Origin of the sequence: Anditalea andensis (assembly GCF_000714815.1) — a bacterium.
Classification (GTDB): domain Bacteria; phylum Bacteroidota; class Bacteroidia; order Cytophagales; family Cyclobacteriaceae; genus Anditalea; species Anditalea andensis.
In genome coordinates this window covers 24,358-49,535 of the sequence record NZ_JMIH01000016.1, presented here as the reverse complement: position 1 = coordinate 49,535, position 25,178 = coordinate 24,358, and the positions used below count along the sequence as shown (strand labels likewise).

The window sequence follows — 25,178 nt, the reverse complement described above, 5'->3', positions numbered from 1 at the left end:
AAACCACTTATATGGGAAGATCGAACAATAGTTTTATAAAAAAACAAAAAGCAGACAAAAAAGCAAAGAAGAGAAAAGAAAAATTTGAAAACCGTCTCGAAAGAAAAGGTCAGGAATCCAGTGGGAAGCTGGAAGACATGATTGCTTACGTAGATGAGTTTGGCAATATCTCCGATACTCCTCCTGAAGAGCCTAAGCCTGTGTCCAAAGATGATAAATCCAAAGCACCAAGAAGGGAAGCTCACGTAAAAGGAGATGAGAGAACTTTGCGTACAGCTGCTAGACCCACCCCTACTTCCAGAGAAGGTGGGGCAAGAGAGAGGGACGCTAGGGATACAAGAGAAAATCGTCCAAGCAGAGATAGTGATTCTCGCAGAAACAGTGATAAAGATTAATATATAACCCTATCAGATAGGGTTTTTTTTATGTCCAGAAAAAAAACCTCATGTTCTTAACTTAAATATATTTTATATAGATAATGAATTTCTACTTTCCGTAATCAGGTTATGGCAGATCATTCATGCAAAGCTGTAAACATTACAAAACCTTCTTAAAACTAAAAACCCTTTTTACAAAGTTTTTTTTCAATCAGGTAATAGCTCATTTCGTTCATGTAGATAGCTCACCTACTTTTCACCATTTTCAAGTAAAGGGCTTCAACCTTTTCCCTTGCCCAGGGAGTTTTTCGGAGAAATGTCAAGCTGGACTTTACACTAGGGTTATCATTAAAACAGCGTATATCGATCCTTTGGCCTAGATCTTTCCAGCCATAGTTTCCAACCAGCTCCTTGATGATGGTTTCTAGGGTGATCCCGTGAAGGGGATTGTTAGGTTGAGTAGATTCTGCTTTCATATTATAAATTTATGAATTAATAGCCATAATAAGGCCTGCAATGAGATAAAAGCCTAAAAATTTTTATCTCTCTATATTGAAATTTATCAATTATCTTAAGTAAATTTCCTTAGGATTTGATCAATCATCTCAAATAAAGAGATGATAATTTGATCTTTTAGTTAATAAAAGTCTTATTATCAAATTACACCCTAAATCTAGAACTGTATGTCAAAGGAGAAAAGTGCCAAGAAAGAAACCAAGAAGGAACCTGCCAAAAACCTGAAGGAAAAAAGGTTGGCCAAAAAGGCCAAACAGGATGATAAGAAAAAATCAAGCTGATGGATTATAAACCGGTGCACTATTCAGTGCACCGGTTTTTTTTAGTTACTATTACTGTTTTTTGGCGGAGTAATCATGATATGGGCCCTATGGGTTTCAGGATCCATTATCCAGGGCATACCGGGTGCTTCAGGACTTAATGGTAAGCCTGTACTTTCTACCGTAGCGTAGGGGATGTAAACTACATACCTGAATTGTCCATTTATAACTTCCCCAGTTGCGGGATTAAAATCATCTTCATCTGCAGCGTACACAAAAAGTGTGACTCCGTCTTTGGGCATTTTAAGCTTACCTGACTTGGCTTCTTCCTCCCTTATATCAAATATTTCCCTAAAAGTTTTGCCTTCTTTCTTTAATTCCCGTCCTCTTTCCATAAAAGTATCGAGGTCCTTATGGTAACAGGAAACATTAAGCCCTGCAGACTGTGGATCATCAGAAATGCATATCATATCATTGTTGCCTTCCTTCAGTAGGGTCCACTCCCCTTTCTCACTATATCCATATACCGTCGCTCCATCTTTGAACTGTTGCGGTGCTGCCATCTTTGCAATTTTGATCTGTACATCTCTGGAAGGAATTTTGTTTTGGGCATTCCCCTCGTGTACCATCAGAAGTGTTAACATAACAATAATATAAGTTTTCATATCCTAATATAATTAGTGTACCTGTACTTAATTTAATTATAATAAAGATAGAAAACTAGATATAAACTGAGTTATCAGCTCTGCCTTATTCTTCAAACATGGCCTTTATTTCAGAAAGAATCTCTTCCACCTCTGCTTTCTTGATTTCAAACCCCTCATCATTTTTGCTGTTGTTGATAAAGTGTTTCCAGTGTTTCTCAACCTTTTTGATTACCCTGGGGGTTACATCAAATTCTACATAATCTAGGTATTCTTTGGCAAGTAAGGATGATTTGAAATTACCAAACAGATATATTCTAAAAATATCAACGAATTTTAAACTTAAGTCAAATCCTTCCAGAGCCTGTACCAATGCCCCATTTTGATGGCGGTTTCGATTATCGTGGATGGCTTCCATAATCGTATCCAAGGCTGACTGGTTGTTATCAATATTTGCCAGTGCACGCGCAGCCAGGTGTACACATTCTATATCATCACTTTTTACGAGTTCGATCAACTTATTTAAAATTTCATCGCCCCCTATTTCCGCCAGCTTATCGGCATACTTAAAGGCTTCCTCTTCCTGCTTGTCACACATTTTGGCAAACAGATTTTCTGTATTATTATCCATTACTATAATTTCTGGTGTAGTTTTACAAATATAAGCTAATGATTGATAATTTTTTTAACCAAATTGATCGTTAGAAAACACAGCGATCAAAGAAGTAGTTTAATATTCTAAAACTGTTTCAGTAGTAGGAAAAATCCACACATTAGACAGTATATGACCTGTATATTTATAATAAAATTTTAATATAACACAGTGCAAAACAGTAAAGCAACCTTTAAATTCTGAGGCTAAAGACTTTCTTTATGAAGAATAAGATTATAAGCAATAGTCAATGTTTGATTTTATTGAATCATCTAGAAAATGGCGAATTCGATAAAACTTTCATACCTGATAAAAACAAATGGGTAATCTACAAAGATCAGGAAGCTATATTGCAGCTTAGATTGCCCATTACTTATGAGCTGGATAAGCATGGTAGATTAATCGGTGAAGAGGGTGTGAATTACGTATTGCTGATGATACGGTCTGGTATTGCATCTATAGGATATTTTGAGCGAGGGGTTAATCTGGACCATAAGGTATTTCGTGCTTATATGGTTAGAAAAAAGCAGGGAACAAGTCAGATTAAACATCTAAAAACCAAAGGAAAAAGCCGCGCCGGTTCACGGGTCCGATTAGCCGAGACACTGGATTTTTTTGAAGATATTAACATCAGGATGCAGGGATACTTTTCCATGCACAGGATTGATAGAATAGGGATCAGCTGTGCCACCACCCTCATACCTTATCTATTCGGCTCTAAAACAGCAACAGCCTTCGATAAAAATGATCGCAGGATATTGAAAATACCCAAGCATGTCCAGAATCCAACTTATGAAGCCCTCTTAGAAGTAAATGAATTCCTGAAGAAAGGGGAATTAAAATCCTCAGATTCGGGTGAGGTACTCTTTGATCAATTTGTCAATAAGATTACAGAGACTGATGCAGATGTGGATACAGATGATTGGTGAATAATTTTCTGACTGTGGTTCAACTTTGTCAATATTATGATTAAGAGCTGAAATCGTTCAAAGTCGACTGCCAACCGTCTCCTGTGGACTTACTTTGTATCCACTTAACATACTATTAAGCTACTTTCCGGTAGTAATAACTGTTAATTAAAGAAATGGACATACACTCTATTTGGATAATGGATAAACCTTGGCGAAATTTGTGCAAAGATAAAATTTTGTGAACCAGCATATCCTCCTCCTTACTCCCCCCTTCACCCAGCTCAATACCCCCTATCCTGCTACTGCGTACCTGAAGGGCTTTATCAATTCTCTGGAACTATCTTCAGACCAGGCAGATTTAGGAATAGAAATAATTTTACATTTGTTTTCTCGCAAAGGTTTAATTTCCTTATTTGAAAGTATTGGCAGTCAATCAAATACAAAGTTATCTAAAAATAGCCAGCGTATAATAAAATTGCAAAAAGACTATCTCAATACTATAGATGCAGTTATTAAGTTCCTTCAGTACCGCAACCCTACTTTGGCATACAATATCTGTGATGAAGATTTTTTACCACAGGCCAGAAGGTTTGAGCAACTTGAGGACCTGGATTGGGCTTTTGGAACCATGGGCATTCAGGACAGGGCCAGACACCTTGCCACTCTTTATCTGGAAGATCTTTCTGACCTGATTCAGGAAGCAGTGGATTCACATTTTGGATTTAGTAGATACGCCGAAAGGCTCGGTAGGTCCGCCACCGACTTTGAACCACTCTACCAAGCTTTGGAGGCAGCCCCCTCATATATAGACCACATACTTTTTAAACTTTTAGCTCCAAAATTGGAAAATGTAACTATAGTTTGTCTAACTGTCCCCTTTCCAGGCAACCTATATGGGGCACTGCGGTGTGGAAAATATATAAAAGAAAACCAACCCCACATCAAAGTGATTATGGGAGGAGGTTATCCGAATACAGAACTCCGTTCGTTAAAGGAACCAAGGATATTCAAGTACATAGATTATATCACCCTAGATGATGGCGAAAAACCCTTGATGAACCTTTTTGACCACCTCGATGGAAAACTTCCTAAAGGAAGCTTAAAACGGACTTTTTATCTCGAAGGTGGGGAAGTGGTATACCAACGTGGCATCCATCAGGATATTCCTTTCAGTAAAGTAGGCACTCCTGACTACACCGGCCTACCTATCCAAGATTACCTGTCTGTAATAGAGATAGTCAATCCTATGCACCGTTTATGGTCAGATGGCCGATGGAATAAATTAACCATGGCACACGGCTGTTACTGGAAGAAGTGTACCTTCTGTGACATCTCCCTTGATTATATTAAGAATTACGAACCTATAAGTGCGAGTCTTATCTGTGACCGGATAGAAGAACTGATTAGCCAGACCAAACAGACCGGCTTCCATTTTGTGGATGAAGCCGCCCCTCCTGCCCTGATGCGTGAGCTGGCCATAGAATTACTGAGAAGAGACTTAAAAATCACCTGGTGGACTAATATACGATTTGAAGAAAGGTTTACCTATGATCTTTGCAGGCTATTAAAAGCATCAGGCTGTATAGCTGTTTCTGGTGGATTGGAAGTCGCATCCGACCGCTTGCTGCACCTGATGCAGAAGGGAGTCACCGTAGCGCAGGTAGCACGTGTGGCGCATAACTTTACACAGTCTGGTATAATGGTGCATGCCTATCTCATGTACGGTTTTCCCACTCAAAGTGCAGAAGAAACCATCGATAGCTTAGAAATGGTACGCCAGCTCTTTTATAATAATGTGCTTCAGTCCGCTTTCTGGCATTTATTTGCGATGACGGCACACAGCCCGGTGGGAATGGCTCCGGAGAAATTTGGCGTAACCAAAAGCGGTCCGGTACAGGGGCTATTTGCAGATAATGACCTAATTCATGATGATCCTGAGGGAACAGAGCATGAATGGTTCAGCGATGGACTGAAGAAAGCGCTGTTCAACTATATGCACGGAATAGGATTTGAATATGACCTGCAGGAATGGTTTGATTTTGAAGTTCCGAAAACTTCCGTTAAAAAAAATTTCATTGAAAATGCTATATTGAATGAACCGGCGGCAAAGGTTAAGGAGAGCACTAAACTAATTTGGCTTGGTAATGCCCCAGAGTTTATATCCCAGGGAAAAAAATCTGATAAAATCCTATTGTACATTGAAAACAAATCCACTTCAATTGAAATCAAATTTACTAAAAACCTGCTACCTTTCATTAAATGGCTATTTGTAGAAAAACTTGAAAACAAGTCAAACAACCTAACGATGATTCAGATTAAAGAGAAATATGAGCTATTGGGATTTAATGATTTTGAGGCATTTCTTCAAACATCTTTGTGGATAAGACTGAAGCATGAAGGATTGCTGATGGTTTAATTTTATATTTTTTTTATTTGTGAAAGAATTCATGGCTATTAATTCGAAATTGGGTCAGAAAACTTACCTTTATCAAAGTGCATTACCAGTAGAAGGATGAAAAAAATATGACAGGAAATGAAATTTCCCGTCATATTACATACTTAATTGATACCAGAATTAAAAATCCAAAAACTCAATAATAATTCTTTCTTTCAATAAACAGTTTAATTCTACCACAAATCATCTAAACTATAGGGACTTCCGTCAATGGTCCATAATGTGCCATCCACAAATCTGTGCGGGCCTTCAAGATCTGCAAGTAATTCCATGTCTACCTCTTCGAGTTTAACATAGATGCTATCATAATTTTCTTTAATTCTTTCTTTATTAACTGACTTTGGGATTACAACCGTATTTCTGCACATACCCCAGGCCAATAGGATCTGAGCTGAAGTTACACCGTGCTTGTGGGCTATCCTTTTTACTATATTGTCTTCAATAAGATTAGGTCTGTCTTTTTTAGAAGGATCATAACTGCCCAGCGGGGCATATCCTGTTACCTGTATACCATTTTCATGGCAATACTCCACCAATTCATTTTGAGGCAACATAGGATGCAGCTCAATCTGATTCATTTCTGGGGGAAATTCCGCGTGGTCAATTATTTCATTTAACTTATGAATATTAAAATTAGATACGCCAATATGATAGGTAAGTCCTTCGTTAAGGGCTTCCTCCATTCCTTCCCAAGTCTTTAAAATGGGGATTTCCTGTAATGATATAAAATCATCTGGACTGGTAATGTTTATCTTTTCCGGTTTTTGGGCGATCGGCCAATGAATAAGATATAAGTCAACATAGCCAAGCTGAAGGTCTTTTAAAGAGTTTTTCAATGCCGGAATCACATCTGCTTTCTTATGGGCATTGTTCCATAATTTTGAGGTGATAAACAAATCTTCCCTTTTTACCATCCCCTCATCGATAGCTTTTGCTATAGCCTGACCTACTTCCTTTTCATTATTATATATAGGGGCACAGTCTATGTGCCGATATCCGGTTTCTATGGCACAGATCACTGCCTCGTAAACTTCCCCAGGCTTAGCTTTCCATGTTCCCAAGCCTATTTTAGGCATTTCGTCACCATTTTCAAATTTTACAGTGTTCATTAGTATAAGGTTGTGTGGTATGTGTAGATATTTGAAAAATTTGTTAGCCCAGAAAGCGGTATTTGCAGTTGGTCTACCGTTCTGGATACTATTTTATTTATGAATATAAATTCGTCATTTACATATTAACTTTGCACCTCCATGCCCGATGTGCTTATAGGACCCAAATATTCAGGTTTACCTACACTGTCATTGAGAATAATGGCTTCAGCTGCTCTCCTTCCTGAAATCATGGCACCATTTAGCGAAGCATTTACCAAATGGTCTCCCGCCAAATAGATATGTTTATCCAATTGAACTTGGGTAGGAATGAAATCATACGTAGGGGATACGATTTTCGGAAGTGCTTTTTTTATTTTATAAGTATGGATATGTTCAAAATATCGTGAGTCTACACCCGATAATTGTTGTAATTCATCTGCTATGGTTTCTTCCAGATCATTAATAGTACTTACATCATTAACTATGGATACAGACAGAAGTGCTTTCCCGGTGGTAGAATAAGCTGCACTGATATCAGTGGGGAAATGTAGATTATTGATCAGGAAATTCTCACCCGGTACTAAACCTATGATAGGTTGCGCTATGAAAGAGCGCTGTATAGCATAATATATATTAGTTACCTGATTGTATTTTCCATCGTGATAATTTATAAATTTATTTTTTAATTCATCACCGAGGTAATCTGGTTTACAGGCACATATGATCTCATCCGCATCTATAGCATCTTCATTTTCGATGGTTATTTTTTTACCTTCGATATTAATTACTTTTGTATTTAGCCTAAGTTCTGTTTGTTTTAACCTGCTGTATAGTTGGTTAGGGATTTCCTGCATCCCTAATTCAGGTACAGCAGCCTTACCTTTATTAAACATTTTAAATACAAATTCAAACATGTTTGAGGAAGTGGTCAACTTCTCTTCTAGGAATATGCCTCGGTAAAGTGGATTTAGGAAATTAAAGATAATTTCAGGAGAGAAACCTTTTGCTAAAAAGAACTCCTCTGTAGTAAGATCAGGCTGGGAAAATATTTCTTCATCAGATTTGCTTAATACACTTGTGACCATCTGAAGCAGTTTTATTTTATCTTTTATATTTCCCACCTTGGAGAAGGCCATAGATATTATGCCAGCAGGATTTTTAAGTGGATCGGTGACATGTATGGTTCCATCTGTCCTTAATATAACCATATCCCCGTCAAAATATTTCAGATTTAATGTATCATAATTCAGATACTTTTTAGCTTCACGATATCCTGTCAAAAAAATCTGGAATCCCCTATCCAAGAGATAACCATCTTTTACATCAGTTTTCAAACGCCCCCCTATCGAAGAAGAAGCCTCCAATATGACCGGCCTGTATCCTACTGCTTCCAATTCATATGCTGCGACCAGACCAGATATTCCCGCACCGATGATGTAAACTTTTTTATCGTTCATTATTAAATGGATTATTTTTTTATATTACCTATTAAATAAAAAATTGTTTAATTATCTAAATCGAAACTTAGCTTTAAGTATAATTTGACTTAAGCAAAACAACTTATTTCTTTATGAAAATCTTTCCGATATTTATAATTGCCATGGTTCTATTGAATGCAGAAAGCTTCAATCTATGCGCACAACAAAAAGCATATTTTCCTGATAAAAACGAATGGCAATCTCAATCACCTTCCAGCCTCAAGATTAATGCCGAGAAATTATCCCGAGCCATAGATTTTGCAAAAAATAATGGATCAGACGCAGATCCCAATCTAAAAATTGCCCATTATGAAAGTGGTTTTGGAAGGGAGCCTTTTGGATATCCTATAGGCCCTATGAAAACACGCGGTGAAGCTTCTGGTCTTATCATTAAAAATGGGTATATCGTAGCTGAATGGGGCACTCCGGAGAGAGTAGACCTGACCTTCAGTGTTGCTAAAAGCTTTGTCTCCGCGACGGTTGGTTTAGCAGTAGACCGCGGGATAATCAGCAGTGAAAACGATATAGTTTATCCCTATATGGCTCCTATTATCCCATATAATACTGTCAGGCCTCAGATGAATAAAGCAGATCACCTATATGAAGAGGATATTTTTGAATTATTTGATACAGAACATAACAGGAAAATCACTTGGGATCATCTGCTAAGACAGACATCAGACTGGGAAGGTGTGCTATGGGGCAAACCAGACTGGGCAGACAGACCTGAAGGTCCATCCAATGAATGGCGTTCACGTGAAAGAAACGAGCCTGGATCAATTTATAAATACAATGACACCCGGGTAAATGTATTGGCCCTGGCCAGTATGAATGTGTGGAGGCGGCCGCTTCCAGTGGTACTAAAGGAGCACCTTATGGACAAGATAGGTGCCAGTGATTCATGGAGATGGACAGGATATGAAAATTCTTTTGTCATTATAGACGGACAGGTCATGCAGGCTGTCAGCGGAGGGTCACATTGGGGCGGCGGCATGTTTATAAACGCATATGACCAGGCCCGCTTCGGATATCTAACCCTTAGGAATGGATGGTGGAAAGGTGAGCAGATCATTTCCGAATCCTGGCTTGAAAAATCCAAAACACCGACGACAGCACAGGATACCTATGGTTTTATGAACTATTTTATCAATACGGACCAGAAGCTACTGCCTTCTGCCCCTGCTTCAGCATTTTATCACCTAGGTGCAGGCGTGAATATGATATATGTAGATCAGGAAAATGATCTGGTAGTGGTAGCAAGATGGCTTAAAAGCCATCATATGGATGACTTTATAAAGTTAGTTTTAGAAAGTATGGAATAAGTAAATTATTTTTATTTAAAAAATCAAATCGGGATTTCTTATTCATGCTGCCGTTAAGCAAATACCTTAAATAATTTATAATCAACACATTGGATATATTAAGCTAGAAAAGAAATATAGACCATAGTTACTTCTTACTATGGTCTATCCATCTGCTACTTTATTTTATCCATTATCCTGATCAACATTTTTTCTCTGTTTAAATCTATTTATCTTACTTGGACCAGAGGTATTTTCTGTTTTTAGGGGGGGTGATGTACTGACTGCATTGGATGCAGTAGGCTGGCGTGAAGCAGATTTTTCGTTATTAGTTTTTGGTTTAGTAGCAGTACTTCTGTTTCCTGTTTTTCTTTTATTAGATTTGCCTGATGACTTACCGGCAGACCTTTTATTACCTCTTGATGAAGGTTTGAAAGTAGGTGCTTCACCTATATGTTGGGGAAGTTCTAGTTTGGTGATTTCCATACCGATAAGCTGTTCAATGTTATTGAACTTAAATCGGTCTTTTTCATTCACAAATGTGATGGCTTCACCTTTACTGTCTGCTCTGGCTGTCCTTCCTACTCGGTGAACATAGTCTTCAGGGTCATTGGGCGTATCATAATTGATCACCAGTTCAATACCCACTATATCGATTCCTCTGGATATAATGTCTGTACCTACCAGGATCTTCAAAGATCTGCTTTTAAATGCGGACATGATCTTTTCTCTTTCTACCTGTTCCAGATCAGAATGAAATGCTTCTATTTCATAATCTTTTTTCAAGCCCTTATACAGACTTTTCACTTTATCTTTGGTAGAGGCAAATATGATGACTGCTTCGTAGTTCTTTTGGTTCAGAATGTGTTTTACCAGTTCTTCTTTTTGGTTATCATAAACCATATAACTACTTTGGGTCACACCTTTAGCTGTTTTCCCTAGTGCGATATTGATTTCTTCCGGCTCATTCAATATCTGTTTAGAAAACTGCCTGATCTTATTGGGCATGGTGGCAGAAAACATAATTGTCTGCCTGTTTTTTGGAAGGTATCCGACTATTTTTAATAGATCATCAGAAAATCCCATATCCATCATCCTATCGGCTTCGTCTAGTATCAGATGTTCTAATGTAGAAAGATTGATCTTACCTCCTGCCAAGAGTGCGATAAGCCTACCCGGTGTAGCTACCACTATCTCAGCTCCCTGCTCTAAAGCTTTCTTTTGCTGTTCCCACACTATGCCATCACCTCCCCCATAGATTGGGATAGAGCTTATGCCGAGAAAATAAGAAAAACCCTGGATCTGCTGGTCAATCTGAATAGCCAGTTCACGGGTGGGTGCCAGAATCAGGGTGTTCAGCCTATTGGAGCCATCTTTGGCTATTTTGTTCAAGATAGGAAGAATAAATGCTGCAGTTTTGCCTGTACCAGTCTGAGCGGTGGCAATGAGATCTTTGCCATCCAATATGGCAGGAATAGCCTGCTCCTGGATGGGTGTAGGCTTATTAAAGCCCATAGCATCCAATCCCTCTTTAAGGGACTCTTCAAAATTAAATTTATCGAAACTCAAAATTCAAATGTTTTTATTTTAAATATATAAATAAGCCCAGCCTATCAGGACAAACTGAATGGGAAGCCTCAAAGCCAACATCCAGGTAGGGATACCTTTGGTTTTTTTCTGATACATGTACAGATTGGCTGGAAATACGGCTATTAATAATAATATGATACCAAATGCCGCATAACTTCTGGTACTATCAAATAACAAACCTAATCCAAGAACAATTTCAGCTACCCCTGCAATTTTATTCAACAATGTGGGATTTGGGAAATATGGTGGGATAATACGAATATAAATCTTTGGCTTAATGAAATGCATGATACCGGCCAAAATATATACCGCCGACATTAAATAAAGGGAAACTTGGCCCATTCATTTTATTGGTGTGATTAACTATTTAAAAATATCATAAATATCTATGGAAACAAAACTATCTATCATTTTTTTCCATATTTTATTTAATGACAATATAAAATCTGCCTTACATAGGTCATATGGCCATTTGATCTTTATCACACTGATGACCGGAAAGCAAAACTACAATATATAAGCAAATTATTGCTGATTGCCAATGGCATTGATTTTGAAGTAGATTATAAAAGTCCGAAGGTTCGTTTTAGATTTGTGTTAAGTATACGGGAAGCAGTAAATCTAAGTCTGTGGATCTTCGGACTCTTCTTATTAACTGAAAATTTTTTCCAGAATTTTGTAAGTGATGAGATAGGTAGGTCTTACTCCATCCAGTCCCAAAGCCCCGGAAGCCAAAGTGCTACCTGTCTCCAGGGGGTTATCAGATGCATAATATGCATACAATACTTTTACATCCTCTCGTATGCTATGCCGTATTTTACTGGCCGCTTGTATAGCTTTCTGATAGTGGGCGCCTTCCATTTCCAGTCCTGCAGCTTTCCAGCTGGACTCCATGAAATAGGAAAGTACATCCCGGTTTTGTAAGGATGTACCCAATACAGTAATCATAGGCCCGTCATATACCCCTAGACCATAGCCTTCAAAATCCGATATGGTCAGTTCATTTACCAATGGGTAATTATCTGCAGTTCCTTCAAATACATGGCTATTAGGAATCATAATATCCCCTTTGTTCCCTTTTAGAATACCGGCTTTGCCCATTATAGAAATAGACACTACATCCAGTGAAATGTTCTGTCCGTTTTTTTCATATGTCTTAAGCAGTTCATCCATACACTCATATGCCTGCTCGCCAAAAGCATAATCCATTACTACGATCACAGGTTTATTTTTCTTTTCTTTTGGAAGTTTGATGCCAGGTATAACCGTATCATGGCTCATTTTAGCGGTATCAAAAATCTGTACACCGATATTAGTTCCCGAAGTATCTGGCAGATTGATATATCCATGCCTATGGGCATAGTCAGTGATTTCTTTTGCCTTGTTCATCTTTGCCGATACGGATATGTCCATAGCCACCCCTTCTATAGTCTCATAAGATCCTAATGCCAATGCCTGATGACCATATATAATATTCAGAACACTATGCAGATTAGCAGAAATAATATGAATGGGTCTATCGAGAAGTTTCTCTTCATCTAGTACAGCTTTTATTCTGGAAGCCCATAGCTCGCCATATACATGATGCCCTACCCTCTCTCTTAATGTGGCAGAAAAAGATATTTCTCTGTCTTTATCATATAATGCCTCTTCAATAGACAATTTTCCCAAATTATAAATGATAGCAAAAAGGCTGTTGCTATTATTGGAAGCTTCAAACTTTTTGACAGCAGTGACAGTTTCTGCAAAGGTCCTCCCTGTGATGTGGCTGAGATAAGAACAAGCTGCCTCATGGTCAAAATCCTCCCCTTTGGCTTCTTTTTCCACTATCTCAGATAGCATTTTCCAGTTAAGATTTTCTTTCCCTTTATGATCAGTACTATTATATCTGATGATTTCAGATTCAATATATAAAAATGTAAGGTGGGTCAGGATATCATATATGTCACTTTTCCCCCGGGTCATTTCTACATACATTTGATGCTCATCCACCCGGTAACAGTTCCGCTTCCTTCTTACTGGGACTAGCGTGTCAAAATCTGAATTTTCATAGCCTTCACGGCTGATCAATCTTACAAATCGGCATTCTTCTATGCCTTTTGGTAAGCGCTCCATGATATATAAAAGTCCATCGAGTTCTATTTTTTCCTTTTCGGTGACCAGTCCATAGATCTCTGGGCTCAGTACCAATAAAGAACTGATCAGGGATTCACCCGACACTCCCATAGGTTTATAGGTGCCACGAGTAAATAAATGTCTCATGGTTATATAAAGCTTTTCTATAGCTGCTCTGGATTCCTGTGCTCTCGTTCTTTTCATATTTTTTCTAATCGTTTAAATTTGGCAAATTTAACAAAATAATACCTATTTAGCTGTATCCTTCTTTCATTAACTCACTTTACTAAAATATTAAGAAGAGGGAAAAGAAGGTTTTTTGATGTAAATTCGCATTGACAGTCAACCTATTTTTGATTTTAACGTTATGTTGAGCCATAAGCACAAGTAATACTATCAACTCTGAAAGTTTTAATTAGATGTTCAATTTCAATTCACTTATTATATCAGTAGGCATTTTACTCCTTACTGTATCTGTGGTATTAGGTTTTACTACTACCAGCCCAGAAAATATATTGTTAGGCGAATGGTCTGAGGATAGCTGGACATATGAAAAAGCAGATTCCCCTTCTATGTTTTATTATGACCTCAGCTCTGTAAGAAAACATGAAGCTGAGCATTGGTTATTCCAGGATGATAATACTGTATTGTTTCTGAAAGAGGGGAAAATGATAGGTAAAGCTAGCTGGATAATTAAAGGCCGTGGGCACATACTGAGGCTAACCCATGAAGATGGTTTAATCGAGCGGTATGATATTAAAGAATTGAATCACCATGAACTGGTGCTGAATTTTGACATAGGTATGGAGTCAAGAGGTATAGCTAAACTGACATTCACGAAATAAATTATTGACAATGCTAAGAAATGATATTACCAAGAGATTAACCAAGGACAATTTACTTTTAGCCGGATCCACGGCCATAGCAGCCGGGATGGTGAATGTGGCCAGCGTAATCGCATTTTTTGCATTTACTTCAAATGTTACCGGGCATGTTGCCGTTTTTGCAGAAGAGATAGTGAAAGGTCATTGGCATCAGGTATTTATTGTTTTGGTATGGCTACTACTGTTTTTGGCGGGTGCATTCATAGCTAATTATATCATTAATTCTGTAGCGGTCAAAGGTACCTATGTAGCGCATTCCGTTCCTGTAATCTTAGAGATTGTAATTTTAGTGGCCATTGCATTTTATGGCCATCATTATTACAGTGAGACACTACAGGAGACAGAGTTTTTGGTGGGAGCTCTTCTGTTTTGTATGGGGCTTCAAAACAGTTTGGTTTCTACCATTACAGGAGGGGTAGTAAAAACCACCCATGTTACAGGATTATTTACTGATTTGGGAACGGAATTATCCCAATGGTTTCATCCTAAAACAGAAAAGACCAAAATTTTAAAAGACAGACTTACGCTTAGATTTACCATTTTGTCCTTTTACCTATTTGGTGGAATAAGTGGGGGATGGATTTTTTTGAGGTATGATTTTATAGTATTTTATGTAGTGGCAGTAGTGATGCTATTTGTAGCATATTATGACCTTACAATGGTCGTCACCAAGAAAACGATCATGAAAATAAGAAGGCCAGCTCATGAAATCCAGGAACAAAATTAATAGCAGATAATGGAAATAGACATTCATTTTCCCAGTAACGATAAACTGTATCTCAAAAATCCAGAGCAAAGTAAGTTGGGCCAAAAAATCATAGCCAAAAGCACCACATTGATCAAAGATCTTGGCATTGAAGAATTCACGTTTAAAAAACTGGCGGTTGAAATTAATTCAAATGAAGCTTCTATATATAGGTATTTTGAAAACAAGCACAACCTATTGGTTTATCTTATTTCATTTTATTGGGAGGTACTGAACATGAAAATTCAGTTTTCCATATCATCAATTTCAAATCCCAAAGATAAACTTTCGAAACTTATCGACGTGCTGGTAAACATTGAAGAAGCAGGCCCAGTGGTTAAAAACAAAGATCTCTCTACGCTTCACGAGATAGTCGTATCAGAATCTGCCAAAGCTTATTTGACTAAAAAGGTCGACAAAGAATGTCAAGCTGGATTTTTTCAGAGCTATGAAAAGTTGGTGGACACTATTTCAGGTATCTTCATGGAAGTTAACCGGGATTACGAATTCCCCCGAGCGTTAGCCTGTAATCTGGTGGAGACTACCTATGAACAATTTTATTTTTCAGAGCATTTTCACGGTCTAACGGAACTGCAAGAACCAGCAGGTAGTCTACCACTGGTCAAAAGATTTCTCCAATCATTGATGTACTCGGTATTACTTACTGATACCCAAAACTAAAAAAGAGGAGTTAAACTCCCCTCTCTTTTATTTCAGTTTTTCCGCAAATGCCTTCTTAAATTTTTCCACCTTAGGTTTGATCACATATTGGCAGTAACCCTGATTAGCATTTAATTTATAGTAGTTTTGATGATATTCTTCCGCTACGTAAAAGTTTGAGAAGGGAGTTATTTCAGTTACTATAGGTCTGTCAAATGCTTTTTCTTCTTCAAGCCTTTGCTTAAAATAGGTTGCTTCCTCCTTTTGCATCTCATTATGATAGAATACTGCTGACCTGTATTGAGGACCGACATCATTGCCCTGTCTGTTTAGTGTAGTGGGATCATGGGTAGCCCAAAATATCTCCAATATTTCTTTAAAAGTAATTATTTTTGGATCATAAAAAAATTGTATTACTTCAGCATGGCCACTGGTACCAGATACTGCCTGCTGATAACTGGGACTGGCTACATGGCCACCACTAAAACCAGATTTCACATTTTCAATTCCCTGCACATCCTGATAGATAGCTTCTATACACCAAAAACACCCACTACCAAGTGTGGCAACTTCGTATCCTTGAGGTATTTCTATTTCGGTTTTTGGTAATTCTGTCATTTTGTTTTGTTTTTTTTGATTATCAGCCTGACCGCATGCTGCGAAACTTAATGCTGTGAACATTATTAATAAACTTATGTTTTTCATGATATTTATTTTTGGGTATTTGTAGGACGAAAGCATGGATTTGATCAGCGAAATACCTTTATTCTCACAGGTCCCTTAGGTACTTTTCCCTTTTCTACGGGTTCTCCTTTCTGCATTACCATGATTTTGCCTTCATTATGGAGGCGCATCATTTCCTGCTGGATATCAGGCATAAATTTCTTCCAATGCTGTGGATACAACCACCTTACTATTTCTGAAGGGCAAAAATTGTTTCCCTGTCTCTGTCTACCCATCTCCATTATGGCTTTTTCCAGAATTGTTTCCATATTGTCGGCATTACATTATACTCATGACTTATAACCCCTATCTATCAAATATGTTAAGTTGTCCAGATGGTCTAAAAGCCTGAAGGTTATATTCAGGCATATTTCTGTCAGATAGATATTTCTTTTTTGCTTGTGTAAATAAACCTTTGATTATATCCGCTATAGGACCTTCTCCTTTGATCCTTCTTCCCCATTCCGTGTCATTTACTTTACCTCCGTGCATTGAAGCGATCTGGTGCAATACTTTTTCCTTTCGTTCAGGAAAATTTTTAGTGAGCCAATCTTCAAATACTTCCTTAATCTGACCGTTTAATCTGATTACGGTATAGCCGGCAGTTAATGCGCCAGATTCAGCTGCTTTTTGTATGATACTAGTAATATCTTGGTTATTTAATCCGGGTATGATGGGCGCTACCATGATACCGACTGGTATGCCTAGATCTGTAAAGCTCCGGATAAGCTTCAGTTTCTTTTCAGCGGTGGCAGTACGAGGCTCTAGTACATTCTTTAAACTGGTATCCAAATGATTTATTGAAAAGTATACATGTACCAAATGTAAAGCTGACAGTTGAACCAGCAGGTCTGCATCACGTTCCACCAAAGTATTTTTAGTAATGATACTAATAGGATGCCTATAGTCCAGACAGGTTTTTAATATCTGTCGGGTAAGCTGAAACTTCTTCTCAGCTGGCTGATAACAGTCGGTGTTACCCGATAACATGATAGGTAGCACCTGATGATTCTGTTTTTGAAACTGCTTGCCCAACATGACAGCTATATTTTTTCTTACAACGATGTTGGTCTCAAATCCTAAACCTGCATCAAATCCCCAATAAGTATGGCTATTGCGGGCATAACAATATATGCAGCCATGCTCACATCCCTGATAGGGATTGATCGAATAATTAAGGGCAAGATCAGGACTAGAATTTTTACTCAATGCGCTTGTCACATCTTCAAAATGAAATTTTGAAGATGGATGCGCTACATATTTTTCTTCATCAATTCCTTCTAGGTGTTCAGTTACCTCAGCTCTTTTTATAAAAGGATTATGAGGGTGGATATGTGATCCCCGACCTTTAAATTTATTATCTTCCATCTGTCTGCCTCTATTAGTATAAAGGAAAAAGAAGGCGTTTTAGTTGCAGATCATAATAAATGCAGGTGGAAAATTTTTTAAGGTAAAGCTGGTATGGATATGTGGGAAATATTTTGCAAACTGAAATCTTAAAAGATAAGAGTAACAGATCTGAATAAATTTACCTTGTACAGATAAATTGGTTTTACTTTTTTCATAGATCTTTTCTCTTTCTTCACGGGCGATCAAACTGAATGGTAAAGAAGAAAGAATAAGATCTGCTTTTCCTCCCGCTAGGTAATTTTCTATATTACTGGCTGAATCACATATAATGTGTACGTTTTCGGATACAAATTCTTTTTCCAATGCATCACAAAACGCTTGGCTTATTTCAAAAACATACAATACTGCATCAGGGTCCATTCTTTCTAATATACCTCTGGTGATGCTCCCATCCCCTCCTCCCAATTCTACTATTGTTTTGGCACCTGTAAAATCGGCATATGATAACATCTTATTTACCAATGATTTAGAACTGAAAGTGATGGCACCTGTTGTCTTCAAATTCGAAAACAATTCCTTATGAAGGCTATTTTTATTCATTATATTTAATTTTTGCAGTTTTTTGAGTTTGAATAAATGTAAGCAAATTATTTAATTATATTAATATGTTACCATTTGGCTAATTTTTAATGAACCTTTATAAAGAGGTTTTAAAATGCGTTCTGAATACCTTAAAAGTTTAAATTCCAGTCCATTCTAAATGGCACTCCGTTTTTCTATTAGATTTTGTTTTTATATAATAAAAAATAAATAAATCAATTTGATCATAAAAATTATTTCTATAATCCTTATTCGGATAGCAAATGAAATTTTATATCCAAATTGAACCATCGGAAAATTCTTTTAATGACAAAGTGTAATCCTAAATAAAACAGATCAATAAAAGATTATAAGAAATCACACGATTGAATGGTAGCATTAGGATAGATAACCAAAATAGACAAAATATAGTTTTAAAATTTGAACTGCAGCATGAAAAAAAGCTCGAATTCATTTTGAATTAGGCCTGGAAGAAGTTCTTGGTGATTATAAGTAAATTGAGTTCCAGTTAAAATGTGTTTGTTCCATAATCTAAAATACCCCAGTCCTGCCCGATAACTATCCATGGCTACTCTAGATTCAAATTGATTTAATGTGGCCCTTTCGTCAGGGGAGGTACCATATCCGGCTATAGCCTGAATATAATCAAATCTCGTATTAAAATAATAGCGGGATGTAAGTGTAAAAGCAGGATAATAGTTGGAGGATTCATTCTGAATAAAACTCCGACCGTTTATCCAAAAGGATCCTATATATTTTCCGATGCCTAATAATCCAGATCGAAAATTCCTTCCTCCCATTTCTACATATCTTACTCCCAGCTCCGATTCCCAGCCATTTGTATAATTATGAAAATAAGTGAGACCCAAACGTACCTTAGGAAAAACAATACTATTACTATATGCACCAGATAAATAGGTGTATCCATTCCGGCCGGTAAAGACGTAAGAATCAAGCTCATATTGCACGCCGCTGCTTATCGATTCCCCAAAGGACTGACGATCTGCATAATTAATACGTCCAATAAGCGTTCCCCATGATCGCTCTCTGATATATTGGAGGCCTGTTAAATGCCAGGGACCTACTCCATCTCTATCAAATTTGGTAAAACTGTAATTAACTCCTATTCTGTCTGAGTTGTTTCTAGTTTCAAGGAGATATAAACGCTGCCTGAATTCAGAATTATTTGGAAATTTCGCTAAAGCTGATTCTATAAAACGCTGCTCTTCATTTAGTTTTTCCTGTAGTTGAAGAATAGCCATTTTTTTCATATAGAGCGATTGCTCTTCTGGGTGATACGCTATTGCGTCATTTATATAGCTCAAGGCCAAAGGAAGATCCCCCTGTTGGACTTCCATATCTGATAAGTAAGAAAATGCTTCTACATATGCGGAATTATTATCAATAACATAATTCAAATAATACCTAGCACTGTCTATTTCCCCTGACATCTGATATAGCCTTCCTAACAGTAGATGAAAGTCCAGATACTCTGGTGCTACCTGTACACCTAGCTTTGCTTGTTCTAACGCGATACGGGGATCTTTTTCATTTAGTGCCTTAAGTAATAAACTATCAGTATTTATATCTTGACCAAATAGGATTGGAACCTGACAGAATATGGAGACTACCAGGAACGATAAAAATCTTATATGTTTGTAAAATATGTCCATTTTCTCTATCCCAAACATACATATGACCATACTTTAACTATTTGGAGAATTAAAATACTTTAAATTAATTTTTGAATAGCGATTTCACTCTAAGAGAAAGTTCATTGGGATGAAACGGCTTGGGTACAAAGTCCGATACACCTAAATTAAATGCCTCTATTAGTGTTAATTCTTCTTCACTCAATGAACTCAGTACTATAATCGGACAGCCAGGCTGATGCTCCTGTGCGTATGTTATAATTTCTAAACCGCTTTTACTGCTCATCACTATATCAGTAATGATCAAATCAGGAGTGCTGTTTTCAATAGCCGCAATGCCAGCAGTACCGTCATCTATAACGGTAATATTATAGCCATCTTTATTCAGACGCATTTTTACCATTGTTGCAATCATAAGATCATCTTCTATAACTAAAATATTTTTCATATTTTGCAGCATGAGGCACATTATTCTAATGCAATATTGGAACAAAAATAATACAATAAAAAATATTTTTTTTATCCTCGAACTCAATAGAAAATTTGTAAATAATTAAATGATTTTGAAAAATCCTTTAATGCCGTTCCTCATAGAATTATACGCTTAAAAAAAAATCATTATTTCCTCTACAATTCTTTTATTAGATTACCAACCGAAAATAATAACTAACCTAATTGCATATGAGTATAATTTACAAGAAAGCCTACTGGTGGACTTTTGCAGTATTTATAGGTTTTATTATCACTGATGTGGCAAAAGCACAAAGTGATAATACTGGTGAAAGAAGAGTCACCGGAACTTATATCATTACAAATGCCAACGTAGCTTATCCTTCGGGAAAGATCCAGTCCAACACATCTATACTGGTAAAGAATGGAATGATCACCGCAGTAGGAAAAAATATAGCATCGCCTTCAAATGCACACCACATTAAAGGAGATTCACTTTTTATCTATCCTGGTTTTATAGACGGTGGCAGTACCGCTGGAGTTACCAAACCAAAAGATCCCGAAAGGCCTTCTAATTTTAATTCTGCCTCACCTCCTGATGATATAGCTGGTATCACGCCATATAGAAATGCATTAGATTATTTCGATTTAGGAAATGCTCAAGTAAGTGAGTGGAGAAAGGCAGGGTTTACCATGGCGCAGATTTTACCTGAAGGAGGTATGCTTCCAGGCCAAACAGCCCTGGTGATATTTGGCGATAAAACATCCACCAATATATACAGTGAAAACACAGCTCTTTATGCCACTTTCAATGCTTCTCGGGGCATGTATCCAGGGACCCTCTTAGGTGTAATGGCTAAATTTAGAAGTTTATATCGCAATGCCGAATTATCATCCCAGCACAGCGCTTTGTTTGCTTCCAATCAGGGAATAAACCGTCCAGAAAGAGACAAAGTTCTGGAAGCTTTTTATCCCACTTTAGATAAGAGCTTACCTATATTATTTGCCGTCGAAGATGATCTAACTGTCCGTCGGGCACTTGGGCTTCAGCGTGAACTTGGATTTAGAATGATCTTATCAGGGGCTTCCAATGTAGAAGAGATCATCCCTATATTGAAAGATAGCCAGACTGCTGTTTTTTTAAGCCTGAAACTGCCTGAAGATAAAATTTCAAAAATAAAAGAAGATGAAGAGTCTGATTTCGAAAGAAAGGAACGTATAGACCGGATCAAATCATCCTATACAAAGGCACTGGAGGAAGCCGGGAAATTTGAAAAAGCAGGTATAGCCTTTGGCTTTTCATCCCAGGGAATCAAATCAGCTGATTTGATGAAAAACATTAGATTAATGATAGCCAATGGCTTATCAGAAGAAGCCGCACTGGCAGCCCTTACCCTTAATCCGGCGAGAATTTTGGGTATTGACAGATATACTGGTACCGTCGAACAAGGTAAGCTGGCAAATTTAGTCATCACTACAGATTCACTTTTCAAAGAAGATAGCCAGGTAAAATATGTTTTTGCCGATGGATATTTGTTTGAATATGACACTAAGGCAAAGAAGACCAGGTCAGAAACTACAGACGAGGTAGATTTAGCCGGGACCTGGACATATGTAGCCAGATCTCCGCAGGGCGATTCCCAAGGTCAGATGGTTATCGCTAGAGAAAGTAATGTTTATACAGGAGAAATCACCCTGGATAATCCCGCTGGTTCTGGACAGATAACTACGGCTATGAACAATATAGAATATAATAATAACAGGTTAAGATTTGAATTTTCGATAGACCTTGGCGGTAATTATCTGACTTTCTCCGTTTCGGGAGATATTGACGGAGATGAATTTGATGGTGACCTTTCTGTTACAGACCTAGGCAGTTTTCCTTTTAAAGCTACTAAACAACCGGGGGCTTAAATCTTTAAAAAATGAGAAAATTAATATTTATATTTTCAGCTTTTCTAATCTTTGGAACAGCGTCAGCACAAACCAAAAAAGGAGATTTGCTCATCAAAAATGCCACAGTCATTACAGTGACAGATGGTATATTGGAAGACACCGATATTTTGGTAGAAAATGGATTGATCAGACGTATAGGTAAGGGCTTGTCCGGGGGAAATGGTACTACTATCGATGCCAAGGGTAAGTATGTAATGCCCGGAATCATAGATGCCCATTCTCATATAGCATTGGATGTGGTGAATGAAGCCACCAGTCCCATCACATCAGAAGTCTGGATGGGTGATGTAATAGATCCTTATGATATAGGCATTTATCGGGCTCTGGCCGGAGGGACCACCATCTCCCACGCAATGCATGGATCCGCCAATGCCATCGGGGGTCAAAACGTGACGCTGAAACATCGCTATGGAACAAGAAATCCAGAAGACCTTATCATGAAGGAAGCTCCACGGACCATAAAATTTGCACTTGGCGAAAATCCTACAAGGGTTCACGGTAGAAACAACAATATCCAGCCCCGGACCCGTATGGGTGTGGAAGCTGTGATTAGAAATGGATTCAGTGAAGCGCAACAGTACAAACGCAGATGGTCTGAATATGACCAGGCACAAAAACAAAGAAACAGTACAGCTGTGCCGCCAAAGTATGACGCCCGATTACAGACCCTGGTAGATATTCTTGATGGAAAGGTTATTATTCACTGCCACTCTTATAGAGCAGACGAAATTTATATGCTTATCAATGTTTGTAAAGATTTTGATATCAAAAACATCGTATTCTCCCATGTCAATGAGGGTTTCAAAGTAGCACCTGAACTGGCAGAATATACCATGGGTGCATCGGTATTTGCAGACTGGTGGGCTTATAAATTTGAAGTATATTATTCCACTGCTTTTAATGCCGCTATTCTCAACAGGAATGGAGTAGTTACCTCTATTAATTCAGACAGTGGAGAACTGATCAGACACCTGTATCACGAAGCAGCTAAAACCCAGCGATATGGTGGTCTTACCGATCAAGAAGCGCTTGAATTGATAACCATTAATCCTGCCAAACAGCTTGGGATTGCTGATAAGGTTGGATCTATTGAAGTAGGTAAACAAGCTGATTTGGTAATATTTGACAGTCATCCCCTATCTGTGTATGCCATTCCTCAGATGACCTTTGTAGACGGTGTAAAATACTTTGATATCAATGAGGATAATCATGACCAGCGCATCAGGGTAAGTGCCACTGAAATGGTAGAGCCTATTTACCTTAAAGAACACGAACATAAGTGCATGCATAATGTGGATTTCTTGTTTTCAAATTTCGGTAGAAATTTATTTGATCACAACCATTGATAATCTACTGAATTATAAATAATTATATATATAATGAGAAAATTTAATTTAATTCTATTCGCCTGTACTTTTACTCTTTTACCCTTATGGGCAACCGCCCAAATAGATGGTGAAGTAGTCAAACCTAGATCTGGAACCTTTCTGCTAAGGAATGCTACTGTGGTTACTGTAAATAAAGGGATACTGTCCAATACCAGTGTATTGATATCTGAAGGAAATATTACTGCGATTGGTGAAAACATCAGTTCAACAGATGCTGAAATAATAGATTGTTCTGGAAAATATATCTATCCAGGCATGTTCGATGGTGGTACCAAATTAGGGATGGTAGAGATCAATTCAGTAGCAGAGACTAATGATAATGCAGAATTAGGCAATGTAACACCTAACATGCAGGCGCTTACTACGATAAATCCCAACGCAGTAGCCATCCCGGTTACCAGAGTCAGTGGTGTTACTACCACCTTGGCTGTTCCTTCAGGAGGCCTTTTCCCAGGTACTGCAGCTCTGATAAATTTGAATGGATATACACCTGACCAGATGTATGCAGGATTTAAAGGTGTGGTAATGAATTTCCCCAGCTCCGCCAGAAGAAGTACGCGTGACCGTAGAAGCGACGACGATATAAAAAAGGATGCCGAAACAGCCATGAAAAACATTAATGAGCTGTGGCAGAGAGCTACTATGTTTCAATCTTTCAGAGAAGCTGAAGCTGAACTGGATTACTATCCAGAAATGGAACATTTGTCAAAAGCGGTCTCAGGTGAACTACCGCTATTGATAGAAGTAAACGCTGCCAAAGATATCACCAATACGCTAGAGTGGCTGGCTGATAAGCCAAATGTAAGGGCGATCCTTACAGGTGTAGCAGAAGGCTGGAGGGTAGCGGACAAAATCGCTGCTGCTGGTATACCAGTCATCACTGGACCTATGTTATCTATTCCTACCAGAGAATCTGACCGATATGATGCGGCTTATACCAATCCAGGGAAATTGTTAGCTGCTGGAGTAAAAGTTGGTTTAAGGACCAATGATACAGAAAATGTAAGAAACCTTCCTTTTAATGCTGGTTTTGCAGCCGCTTATGGTATGGGTAAAGATGAAGCTTTAAAAGCAGTGACCTTAGTGCCTGCAGAAATATTTGGGGTAGCTGATAGACTTGGATCCATTGAGCAGGGCAAGTCTGCTACCTTATTTGTCTCGGATGGAGATCCTTTTGAAACCAAGACCCAAATTCTACATGTATTTATAGACGGATATAAGATACCTATGACCAATAGACATATTCAACTTTACCAAGAATTTCTAGAAAGAGATCCGGGCTTAGTCAAATGATCATTAATTTAATGCAAATATTAGCCCCATTTCTAAAATCATGGGCTTTTATTATTGAGTATAAAACATTTCAATTTAAAATATATG

At 37.8% G+C, this 25,178-nt stretch carries 24 protein-coding genes; 10 read left to right on the top strand and 14 right to left on the bottom strand.

The annotated features are described in order from the left end of the window. Positions 1 to 11: 11 nt before the first annotated feature. Positions 12 to 395: a hypothetical protein gene (locus EL17_RS24010; RefSeq protein WP_240485956.1), complete on the top strand. Its 384-nt coding sequence runs from the start codon at positions 12 to 14 to the stop codon at positions 393 to 395. A gap of 227 nt (positions 396 to 622) precedes the next feature. Here EL17_RS24010 and EL17_RS08595 read toward each other — a convergent pair whose 3' ends face one another. The 3 genes from EL17_RS08595 to EL17_RS08585 form a co-directional block, all read right to left on the bottom strand. Then, positions 623 to 853: a VF530 family protein gene (locus EL17_RS08595; RefSeq protein ID WP_035072673.1), complete on the bottom strand. Its 231-nt coding sequence runs from the start codon at positions 851 to 853 to the stop codon at positions 623 to 625. Positions 854 to 1,215: 362 nt separating this feature from the next. Beyond that, positions 1,216 to 1,818 carry a hypothetical protein gene (locus tag EL17_RS08590; RefSeq protein ID WP_035072671.1) on the bottom strand — a complete coding sequence of 201 codons (603 nt, stop codon included), beginning with the start codon at positions 1,816 to 1,818 and terminating at the stop codon, positions 1,216 to 1,218. A gap of 85 nt (positions 1,819 to 1,903) precedes the next feature. Continuing rightward, positions 1,904 to 2,428 (bottom strand): HEAT repeat domain-containing protein, encoded by a 525-nt coding sequence (locus EL17_RS08585; RefSeq protein ID WP_035072669.1) that lies wholly within the window; start codon positions 2,426 to 2,428, stop codon positions 1,904 to 1,906. Between the two features lie 242 nt (positions 2,429 to 2,670). On the opposite strand from EL17_RS08585, the gene EL17_RS08580 reads away from it, so the two are divergent. Both EL17_RS08580 and EL17_RS08575 read left to right on the top strand, forming a co-directional pair. Continuing rightward, entirely contained in the window at positions 2,671 to 3,378 is a 708-nt protein-coding gene (locus EL17_RS08580) for a hypothetical protein (protein WP_035072667.1), read from the top strand. 220 nt (positions 3,379 to 3,598) lie between these two features. Then, a complete protein-coding gene (locus EL17_RS08575) occupies positions 3,599 to 5,776 on the top strand; it encodes a B12-binding domain-containing radical SAM protein (protein WP_035072665.1) in 2,178 nt (725 codons plus the stop codon). Positions 5,777 to 5,988: 212 nt separating this feature from the next. Here EL17_RS08575 and EL17_RS08570 read toward each other — a convergent pair whose 3' ends face one another. Both EL17_RS08570 and EL17_RS08565 read right to left on the bottom strand, forming a co-directional pair. Then, the gene (locus EL17_RS08570) at positions 5,989 to 6,924 is read right to left on the bottom strand and encodes an aldo/keto reductase (protein WP_035072663.1); all 936 of its coding nucleotides are present in this window, start codon (positions 6,922 to 6,924) and stop codon (positions 5,989 to 5,991) included. A gap of 125 nt (positions 6,925 to 7,049) precedes the next feature. Further along, positions 7,050 to 8,363 carry an NAD(P)/FAD-dependent oxidoreductase gene (locus EL17_RS08565; RefSeq protein WP_051719891.1) on the bottom strand — a complete coding sequence of 438 codons (1,314 nt, stop codon included), beginning with the start codon at positions 8,361 to 8,363 and terminating at the stop codon, positions 7,050 to 7,052. A 113-nt stretch (positions 8,364 to 8,476) separates the two neighbouring features. Here EL17_RS08565 and EL17_RS08560 point away from each other — a divergent pair, with 113 nt between their 5' ends. After that, positions 8,477 to 9,706 (top strand): serine hydrolase domain-containing protein, encoded by a 1,230-nt coding sequence (locus EL17_RS08560; protein ID WP_035072661.1) that lies wholly within the window; start codon positions 8,477 to 8,479, stop codon positions 9,704 to 9,706. A gap of 165 nt (positions 9,707 to 9,871) precedes the next feature. Here EL17_RS08560 and EL17_RS08555 read toward each other — a convergent pair whose 3' ends face one another. The 3 genes from EL17_RS08555 to EL17_RS08545 form a co-directional block, all read right to left on the bottom strand. Continuing rightward, positions 9,872 to 11,254, bottom strand: a complete 1,383-nt coding sequence (locus tag EL17_RS08555; RefSeq protein WP_035072659.1) for a DEAD/DEAH box helicase — start codon at positions 11,252 to 11,254, stop codon at positions 9,872 to 9,874. 18 nt (positions 11,255 to 11,272) lie between these two features. Next, positions 11,273 to 11,497 (bottom strand): DoxX family protein, encoded by a 225-nt coding sequence (locus tag EL17_RS08550; RefSeq protein ID WP_316932654.1) that lies wholly within the window; start codon positions 11,495 to 11,497, stop codon positions 11,273 to 11,275. 429 nt (positions 11,498 to 11,926) lie between these two features. Beyond that, positions 11,927 to 13,594 (bottom strand): DUF6909 family protein, encoded by a 1,668-nt coding sequence (locus EL17_RS08545; protein ID WP_035072654.1) that lies wholly within the window; start codon positions 13,592 to 13,594, stop codon positions 11,927 to 11,929. Between the two features lie 215 nt (positions 13,595 to 13,809). Here EL17_RS08545 and EL17_RS08540 point away from each other — a divergent pair, with 215 nt between their 5' ends. The 3 genes from EL17_RS08540 to EL17_RS08530 are packed head-to-tail and all read left to right on the top strand — an operon-like array spanning position 13,810 to position 15,700. After that, the gene (locus tag EL17_RS08540; RefSeq protein ID WP_035072652.1) at positions 13,810 to 14,235 is read left to right on the top strand and encodes a hypothetical protein; all 426 of its coding nucleotides are present in this window, start codon (positions 13,810 to 13,812) and stop codon (positions 14,233 to 14,235) included. A 10-nt stretch (positions 14,236 to 14,245) separates the two neighbouring features. After that, positions 14,246 to 15,001 (top strand): YoaK family protein, encoded by a 756-nt coding sequence (locus EL17_RS08535; protein WP_035072650.1) that lies wholly within the window; start codon positions 14,246 to 14,248, stop codon positions 14,999 to 15,001. A gap of 9 nt (positions 15,002 to 15,010) precedes the next feature. Then, positions 15,011 to 15,700 (top strand): TetR/AcrR family transcriptional regulator, encoded by a 690-nt coding sequence (locus EL17_RS08530; RefSeq protein ID WP_035072648.1) that lies wholly within the window; start codon positions 15,011 to 15,013, stop codon positions 15,698 to 15,700. Between the two features lie 27 nt (positions 15,701 to 15,727). Here the strand turns inward: EL17_RS08530 and msrA are convergent, their stop codons facing one another. The 6 genes from msrA to EL17_RS08500 form a co-directional block, all read right to left on the bottom strand. Further along, positions 15,728 to 16,384, bottom strand: coding sequence for a peptide-methionine (S)-S-oxide reductase MsrA (msrA, locus tag EL17_RS08525; protein WP_035073402.1), 657 nt, complete (start codon positions 16,382 to 16,384; stop codon positions 15,728 to 15,730). Between the two features lie 44 nt (positions 16,385 to 16,428). Beyond that, on the bottom strand, positions 16,429 to 16,671 hold the full coding sequence (locus EL17_RS08520; RefSeq protein ID WP_035072646.1) for a DUF3253 domain-containing protein: 243 nt from the start codon (positions 16,669 to 16,671) through the stop codon (positions 16,429 to 16,431). A gap of 37 nt (positions 16,672 to 16,708) precedes the next feature. After that, positions 16,709 to 17,770 carry a PA0069 family radical SAM protein gene (locus tag EL17_RS08515; protein ID WP_035072645.1) on the bottom strand — a complete coding sequence of 354 codons (1,062 nt, stop codon included), beginning with the start codon at positions 17,768 to 17,770 and terminating at the stop codon, positions 16,709 to 16,711. 39 nt (positions 17,771 to 17,809) lie between these two features. Further along, entirely contained in the window at positions 17,810 to 18,352 is a 543-nt protein-coding gene (locus tag EL17_RS08510; protein WP_035072643.1) for a class I SAM-dependent methyltransferase, read from the bottom strand. 413 nt (positions 18,353 to 18,765) lie between these two features. Continuing rightward, positions 18,766 to 20,055, bottom strand: a complete 1,290-nt coding sequence (locus EL17_RS08505) for a YaiO family outer membrane beta-barrel protein (RefSeq protein ID WP_240485955.1) — start codon at positions 20,053 to 20,055, stop codon at positions 18,766 to 18,768. 34 nt (positions 20,056 to 20,089) lie between these two features. Continuing rightward, positions 20,090 to 20,452, bottom strand: a complete 363-nt coding sequence (locus EL17_RS08500; protein WP_035073398.1) for a response regulator transcription factor — start codon at positions 20,450 to 20,452, stop codon at positions 20,090 to 20,092. Positions 20,453 to 20,685: 233 nt separating this feature from the next. Between EL17_RS08500 and EL17_RS08495 the strand changes: the two genes are divergently transcribed. Genes EL17_RS08495 through EL17_RS08485 form a run of 3 tightly spaced genes read left to right on the top strand, consistent with a single transcriptional unit; the run spans position 20,686 to position 25,091 of the window. Further along, on the top strand, positions 20,686 to 22,368 hold the full coding sequence (locus EL17_RS08495) for an amidohydrolase family protein (protein WP_035072641.1): 1,683 nt from the start codon (positions 20,686 to 20,688) through the stop codon (positions 22,366 to 22,368). Between the two features lie 11 nt (positions 22,369 to 22,379). After that, entirely contained in the window at positions 22,380 to 23,756 is a 1,377-nt protein-coding gene (locus tag EL17_RS08490; RefSeq protein WP_035072639.1) for an amidohydrolase family protein, read from the top strand. A 33-nt stretch (positions 23,757 to 23,789) separates the two neighbouring features. Continuing rightward, positions 23,790 to 25,091, top strand: a complete 1,302-nt coding sequence (locus EL17_RS08485; RefSeq protein ID WP_035072637.1) for an amidohydrolase family protein — start codon at positions 23,790 to 23,792, stop codon at positions 25,089 to 25,091. The last annotated feature ends 87 nt before the right edge of the window (positions 25,092 to 25,178 follow it).

What these genes read in the sequence shown, in the direction of transcription:
- EL17_RS24010 (WP_240485956.1), top strand. Translation starts at nt 12, where the DNA reads ATGGGAAGATCGAACAATAGTTTTATAAAAAAACAAAAAGCAGACAAA.
- EL17_RS08595 (WP_035072673.1), bottom strand. Translation starts at nt 853, where the DNA reads ATGAAAGCAGAATCTACTCAACCTAACAATCCCCTTCACGGGATCACC.
- EL17_RS08590 (WP_035072671.1), bottom strand. Translation starts at nt 1,818, where the DNA reads ATGAAAACTTATATTATTGTTATGTTAACACTTCTGATGGTACACGAG.
- EL17_RS08585 (WP_035072669.1), bottom strand. Translation starts at nt 2,428, where the DNA reads ATGGATAATAATACAGAAAATCTGTTTGCCAAAATGTGTGACAAGCAG.
- EL17_RS08580 (WP_035072667.1), top strand. Translation starts at nt 2,671, where the DNA reads ATGAAGAATAAGATTATAAGCAATAGTCAATGTTTGATTTTATTGAAT.
- EL17_RS08570 (WP_035072663.1), bottom strand. Translation starts at nt 6,924, where the DNA reads ATGAACACTGTAAAATTTGAAAATGGTGACGAAATGCCTAAAATAGGC.
- EL17_RS08565 (WP_051719891.1), bottom strand. Translation starts at nt 8,363, where the DNA reads ATGAACGATAAAAAAGTTTACATCATCGGTGCGGGAATATCTGGTCTG.
- EL17_RS08560 (WP_035072661.1), top strand. Translation starts at nt 8,477, where the DNA reads ATGAAAATCTTTCCGATATTTATAATTGCCATGGTTCTATTGAATGCA.
- EL17_RS08545 (WP_035072654.1), bottom strand. Translation starts at nt 13,594, where the DNA reads ATGAAAAGAACGAGAGCACAGGAATCCAGAGCAGCTATAGAAAAGCTT.
- EL17_RS08540 (WP_035072652.1), top strand. Translation starts at nt 13,810, where the DNA reads ATGTTCAATTTCAATTCACTTATTATATCAGTAGGCATTTTACTCCTT.
- EL17_RS08535 (WP_035072650.1), top strand. Translation starts at nt 14,246, where the DNA reads ATGCTAAGAAATGATATTACCAAGAGATTAACCAAGGACAATTTACTT.
- EL17_RS08530 (WP_035072648.1), top strand. Translation starts at nt 15,011, where the DNA reads ATGGAAATAGACATTCATTTTCCCAGTAACGATAAACTGTATCTCAAA.
- msrA (WP_035073402.1), bottom strand. Translation starts at nt 16,384, where the DNA reads ATGAAAAACATAAGTTTATTAATAATGTTCACAGCATTAAGTTTCGCA.
- EL17_RS08520 (WP_035072646.1), bottom strand. Translation starts at nt 16,671, where the DNA reads ATGGAAACAATTCTGGAAAAAGCCATAATGGAGATGGGTAGACAGAGA.
- EL17_RS08515 (WP_035072645.1), bottom strand. Translation starts at nt 17,770, where the DNA reads ATGGAAGATAATAAATTTAAAGGTCGGGGATCACATATCCACCCTCAT.
- EL17_RS08510 (WP_035072643.1), bottom strand. Translation starts at nt 18,352, where the DNA reads ATGAATAAAAATAGCCTTCATAAGGAATTGTTTTCGAATTTGAAGACA.
- EL17_RS08505 (WP_240485955.1), bottom strand. Translation starts at nt 20,055, where the DNA reads ATGGTCATATGTATGTTTGGGATAGAGAAAATGGACATATTTTACAAA.
- EL17_RS08500 (WP_035073398.1), bottom strand. Translation starts at nt 20,452, where the DNA reads ATGAAAAATATTTTAGTTATAGAAGATGATCTTATGATTGCAACAATG.
- EL17_RS08495 (WP_035072641.1), top strand. Translation starts at nt 20,686, where the DNA reads ATGAGTATAATTTACAAGAAAGCCTACTGGTGGACTTTTGCAGTATTT.
- EL17_RS08490 (WP_035072639.1), top strand. Translation starts at nt 22,380, where the DNA reads ATGAGAAAATTAATATTTATATTTTCAGCTTTTCTAATCTTTGGAACA.
- EL17_RS08485 (WP_035072637.1), top strand. Translation starts at nt 23,790, where the DNA reads ATGAGAAAATTTAATTTAATTCTATTCGCCTGTACTTTTACTCTTTTA.